Raw genomic sequence first — 6227 nt, forward strand, 5'->3', positions numbered from 1 at the left:
GCCGCCACGATCGCGCTGACGCCGCGTCACGACGGCCCCAACGTGTTGTCGGTGCGCAGCAAGGACCGCGCCGGCCAGCTCGGCCCGATCCGCACCTACGTCTTCAACGTCAACGTGGGCCAGGGCCCGGCCGGTCACTGGCCCCTGGACGAGGGCCAGGGCACGACGGCCGCCGACGCCGCGAACGCCCGTCCCGCGACCCTCTACGGAGCCACGTGGACGACCGGCAGGACCGGCATGGGGCTGCGCCTGGCGAACACGTACGCGTCGACGTCGGGCCCCGTCGCCGACACCGGCCGCAACTTCACCGTCAGCGCCTGGGCCCGCCTGACCGGCAACGCGGCCACCGCCACCGTCGTCACTCAGGAGGGCGCCAAAACGGGCGCGTTCTCCCTGCAGTACTCCAAGACCAACGACCGCTGGGCGCTGACCCGGGCCGCGACGGACGCGGACGGCGCGGCCATCGTGCGCGCCGTGTCCGCGGCGGCGCCACGGCTGAACGAGTGGACCCACCTGACCGGCGTCTACGACTCGGCGGCCGGCCAGATCTCGCTCTACGTGAATGGCAAGCTGGAGTCCACGGTCGCGTACACCCAGCCGTGGACCGCCAACGGGCCGCTCACGATCGGCCGTGGCAAGGTGGGCGGCGTCGCGGCGGAGCCCTTCGCCGGTGACGTCGACGAGGTCCGCGTCTACGGGCGGGCGATGTTCGCCGACGAGGTCGCCGACCTGGTCAACAGCGCCGCCACGCTGGTCGGCCACTGGAAGCTGGACGAGGACGCCGGCGTGAGCGCCGCCGACTCCTCCGGCAGGTCGACGGCCGCGACCCTCGCGGGCGGCCCTGTGTGGACGTCGGGCTGGCTGGACGGCGCGCTCGCGCTCGACGGCGTCGACGACTACGCCCAGACCACCGGGCCGGCCGTCAGCACCAGGTCGGGCTTCACCGTGGCCGCCTGGACGCAGCTCGACTACCTGCCTGCCCGTGACGCCGCCGCCGTGGCCCAGCCGGGCACCAGGGCGGCGGGCTTCCAGCTCGGCTTCGACAAGGAGCAGGGCCGGTGGACGCTCGGCATGGCCGCCGCCGACACCGACACCGCCGCCCTCGTGCGGACCCGGTCCGACGCCGTCGCGGTGCCGATGGAGTGGGCCCACGTCGCCGGTGTCTACGATCCGCTGGCCGGCGAGCTGCGCGTCTACGTCAACGGCCGCCTGTCCACCACCACCGTCACCTCACATCTGAGTGCTTGGAACGCCACCGGCCCGCTGCAACTCGGCCGGACCAAGACCGCGGGCGTCTTCACCGGCTTCTGGCCGGGATCCATCGACGACGTCCGCACGTACGACGGTGTGCTCAACGCCGAGCAGATCGCCCAGCTAGCCGCCCAGTAAATCCCTGACCAGCACCCCCGACTGGGAGAAGTCATGGACCCGAGTGAGTTAGAGCTGCCCGAATCCCGCTGGAATCGTGCGCCGGAACCGGAGACGGAAGACACCCCAGACCCCTACTGGAATCGTTTCGTCCAGCCCAAGCCCGAGTCGGCCTGGCCGCGCCGGCTGGCGGCCATCCTGGCGATCGTCCTCGTCGCGCCCGTGGCCTACGCCATGCCCGCCTCGGCCGCCGCCCGCCCGGCGCCGGCCGTGCAGAAGGAGACGCCGGTCAAGGGCGGGAAGGTGTCGGTGCTGCCGCCGCTGGCCGACCCCGTGCAGAAGCAGGCGTGGAAGACGCCCCCCGCCGTCACCTGGCCCGCACCTCAGAAGGCCGAGCTGGGCGGCGCCGAGGCCAAGACGCTGGCGGCCGGCTTCCCGGTGAAGCTGGCCGCGCAGCAGGGCGTGGCAGCCAAGACCGCGGCCGCCGCCGACCCGGTGCAGGTCGAGCTCCTCGACACCGCCGCGACCGGCCGGCTCGGCCTCGTGATGCGGGTCTCGCCGGGCTCCTCGGCCCAGGGCGTCACGGCGGCGAAGGCGGCCGCGAAGACGAACCTGGAGATCGACTACTCCAGCTTCCGCTACGCCTACGGCGGCGACTACGCCTCCCGGCTCCAGGTCGTCAAGCTCGAAGAGTGCGCACTCGACGCCAAGGCGACCACCTGCGCCCAGCCCCAGCCGGTCAAGAGCGACAACGACACCAAGGCGGGCACGCTGACCGCCGAGGTCTCGACGTCCGGCCTGTACGCCGTGGCCGCCGCCGCCTCGGGCCCGGCCGGCGACCACGGCGCCACCGACCTGGCTCCATCGGCGGGCTGGAGCGTCGGCGCCCAGTCGGGCGACTTCACCTGGAACTACGACCTCCGCACGCCGCCCGCGCTGGGCGGCGACGAGCCGGAGTTGTCGCTCGACTACTCCTCCCAGAGCGTGGACGGCCGCACCGCCTCCACCAACAACCAGCCGTCCTGGGCCGGTGAGGGCTTCGAGCTGAACCCGAGCGGATACGTCGAGCGCCGCTACAAGTCGTGCATGATCGACGGCAAGAAGACCGGCGACCTGTGCTGGGACGGGGAGAACGTCACCCTGTCGCTCGGCAACTCGGCCATCGAGCTGGTCAAGGACGCCACGACCAAGCAGTGGCGGCCCAAGCGCGACGACGGCACCCGGATCGAGGTGCTCACCGGCGCCACCAACGGCGACAACAACGGTGAGTACTGGCGTGTCACCGGCGCCGACGGCAACCAGTACACCTTCGGCCTGAACCGGCTGCCCGGCTGGGCGACCGGCAAGGCGGAGACCAAGTCGGTGCAGACGGTGCCGGTGTTCGGCAACAACAGCGGCGAGCCCTGCTACAACAGCACCCCGGCCAACGCCTGGTGCCAGCAGGCCTACCGGTGGAACCTCGACTACGCGGTGGACACCCACGGCAACGCCACCACCTACTGGTACGCCCAGGAGAAGAACTACTACGGCCGGAACATGAAGCCCGAGCTGGGCACCGTGTACGACCGGGCCGGTTATCTCACCCGCATCGACTACGGCTACCTGCAGGGCGAGCTGTTCACCAAGGCCCCGGCCTCGCGCGTCGTCTTCGAGACGGCCGAGCGCTGCCTGCCCAGCGGCACCATCACCTGCGCCGCCGACCAGCTCAAGAAGGAGACCGCCAGTTCCTGGCCGGACGTGCCGTTCGACCAGATCTGCGACTCCGGGGTCAAGTGCACCGACCGTCTGGCGCCGACGTTCTTCACCCGCAAGCGCCTGGCCAAGGTCACCACGCAGATCCTCAACGCCGCCGGGGCGTACTCGGCGGTGGACTCCTGGACGCTGACCCACCAGTTCCCGGCCTCGGGCGACGGCATGAGCCCGGCGTTGTGGCTGGCCTCGGTCCAGCAGAGCGGTCACGTGGGCGGCACGCTCACGCTGCCCAAGACCACGTTCATCGGCGTGCAGCTCGCCAACCGGGTGGACGCGAACGAGGGACGCGCCCCGCTGGTCAAGTGGCGCGTGCAGGCGGTGAACAACGAGAGCGGCGGCGAGCTGCGCGTCAACTACGCCGCCACGGACTGCAAGCCCGGCGACGTGCCCACCGCGGACAAGAACAGCAGGCGCTGCTTCCCGCAGCGCTGGTCGCCGCCCAACGAGGCCGAGGTCGTCGACTGGTTCCACAAGTACGTGGTGACCCAGACGATCGAGGTCGACCGGGTCGCGGGCTCGCCGAACGTGGTCACCGACTACGAGTATCTCGGCGGGGCCGCCTGGCACTACGCCGACACCAACCTGGTCAAGGCCGAGCACCGCACCTGGGCGGACTTCCGCGGCTTCGGCCGGGTCCGGGTGCGCCAGGGCGACGGGCAGGACACCAAGCGCACGCTCACCGAGTTCCGCTACTTCCGCGGCATGCACGGCGACAAGCTGGCCGACGGGACCAAGCGCACCGCGCAGGTCGAGGACACCGAGGGCGTCAAGCTGGACGACCTGGACCAACTGGCCGGGTTCGAACGCGAGGAGATCCTGTACGACGGTGACGGCGGGGCGCTGCTGACCTCGACCACGGAGGAGCCGTGGTCGCTCAAGACCGCCGAGGGCACGCAGGGCGGCGTCACCAAGGCCGCCCACGTGGTCGAGCCCAAGTCCATGGTCACCCGGTCCGCGTTGCCGGGCGGCACCTGGCGGCGTACCGGCGAGGAGCGCTCGTACGACGCCAAGGGCCTGCTCACCCAGGTCGACGAGAAGGGCGACCTGGCCACCGCGGCCGACGACGAATGCACCCGCTACACCTACGCCCGCAACGACACGACCTGGATGCTCGACTACACCAGCAGGATCCAGAAGGTGGCGGCCGGTTGCGGCACCGCCGTGTCCACGCTGGCCGCCGGCGAGGTCATCTCCGACGAGAAGGTGCAGTACGACGGCAAGGCGTTCGGCGCCGCCCCGAGCAAGGGCGACGTGACCACCGTCCAGCACGTCGTCAGCGGAGACGGCACCACGATCACCGAGAGCACGCACACCTACGACGCCTACGGTCGCGAGACCAGCGAGACCGACGCCGTCGGCACCAAGTCGACCACCGCCTACACCCCGGCGGCGGGTGCGCCGGCGACCGAGATCACCGAGACCAACCAGCTCGGCCACGTCGACCGCACGCTGCTCGAACCGGCCTGGGGCGAGCCGTTCGCCGAGGTCGACGCGAACAACCGCCGCGTCGACATGCAGTACGACGCACTCGGCCGGCTGGTCAAGGTCTGGCAGGCCGACCGTAGCAAGGCGGCGGGGCAGTCACCCAGCACCGAGTACGCCTACACGATGCGCACCGACGGCCCCAGCTTCGTCACCACGAAGACGCTGAACGCGGACGGCACCTACAGCGCCAGCCACGAGCTGTACGACGGCCTGATGCGCAAGCGCCAGACCCAGGAGCCCGCGCCCGCGGACGACCAGACGCAGGATCCCGCGCTGCGTGACGGCCGCACGATCACCGACACCTTCTACAACTCCCTGGGTGAGGCGACCAAGTCCAACACCGGCTACTTCGCCACCGGGACACCGGCCACCGACCTGTTCGCCGCCGCCGACACCGACGTGCCCACCCAGGTGGTGTCGACGTTCGACGGCACCGGAGACGTCAACAGCCAGATCCTCAAGGCGAAGGGGGTGGAGAAGTACCGGGCCACCTCCAAGCAGGAGGGCGACCGGATGCACGTGACGCCCCCGCCGGGCGGCACGGCCACCACCCGGATCGGTGACGCCGAGGACCGGCTGATCGAGTTGCGCCAGTACAAGGGCGCGACCCCGACCGGCGAGTACGAGGCCACCAAGTACGCCTACGACTACGCCGGCCGGTTGTCCACGGTGACCGACCACGCGGGCAACGTGTGGCGCCACCACTACGACATGCGCGGCCGCGAGATCAAGATGGAGGACCCCGACAAGGGCGTCACCACGATGACGTACAACGACGCCGACGAGCTCGTCAGCACCACCGACGCGCGCGGCAAGACGTTGTTCTACGTCTACGACGAGCTGGGCCGTAAGAAGGAGCTGCGCGACGGCTCGGCGACCGGCACGCTGCTGGCCGAGTGGAAGTACGACGCGCTGGCCAAGGGCCACCTGAACGCCAGCATCCGGTACACGGGCGGGCAGGCGTACAAGGCCGAGATCAACGCCATCGACACCGACTACCGCACCCTGCGCCAGACCGTCACCGTCCCGGAGCGCGAGGGCAAGCTGGCCGGCTCCTACGTGCTCAACACCCGCTACACGATCGACGACCAGGTGCAGTCGGTCAGCTTCCCGGCGGGCGGCGGGCTGGCGGAGGAGTCGGTCGTCTACTCCTACGACGCCCTCAGCCAGCCGACCAAGGTGACCGGCCTGTCGGCGTACGTGAGCGCGACCCGCTACTCCAAGCTCGGCGAGACCCTGCAGTACGAGCTGGGCTCGGGCAGCAAGCGGACCTGGCTGACCTACACCCACGACGAGTCCACCCGCCGGTTGAGCAGGATGCGAGTGGACAGAGAGGGCACGGCCGCCGCCGATCTCGACCTCAACTACACCTACGACGCGGTCGGCAACATCACCAAGATCGCGGACCAGGGGGCGAGCGGCCAGGACACGCAGTGCTTCAAGTATGACCATCTGCGCCGCCTGACCTCCGCCTGGACCGGCACCGACGAATGCGCCAGCGGCCCGGCGGGCGGCAAGATCGGCGGTGTGGCTCCGTACGCGGTCAGCTACGCCTACGACGCCATCGGCAACCGGGTGAAGGAGACCAAGCACGCCTGGGGCGGCGCGGCGGAGACGGTGCG

General features: G+C 70.6%; 2 protein-coding genes. Both read left to right on the forward strand.

The genetic code is table 11. The features are described from left to right. Window positions 1-1389 (forward strand): LamG domain-containing protein (locus ACWD0F_RS51500; RefSeq protein ID WP_449890399.1); only part of this gene is annotated, 1389 nt, incomplete at its 5' end. 33 nt (window positions 1390-1422) lie between these two features. Beyond that, the coding region (locus ACWD0F_RS51505) for an RHS repeat domain-containing protein (protein WP_449890401.1) at window positions 1423-6227 on the forward strand (4805 nt) is incomplete at its 3' end.

The organism is Nonomuraea sp. NPDC002799 (genome assembly GCF_053592075.1).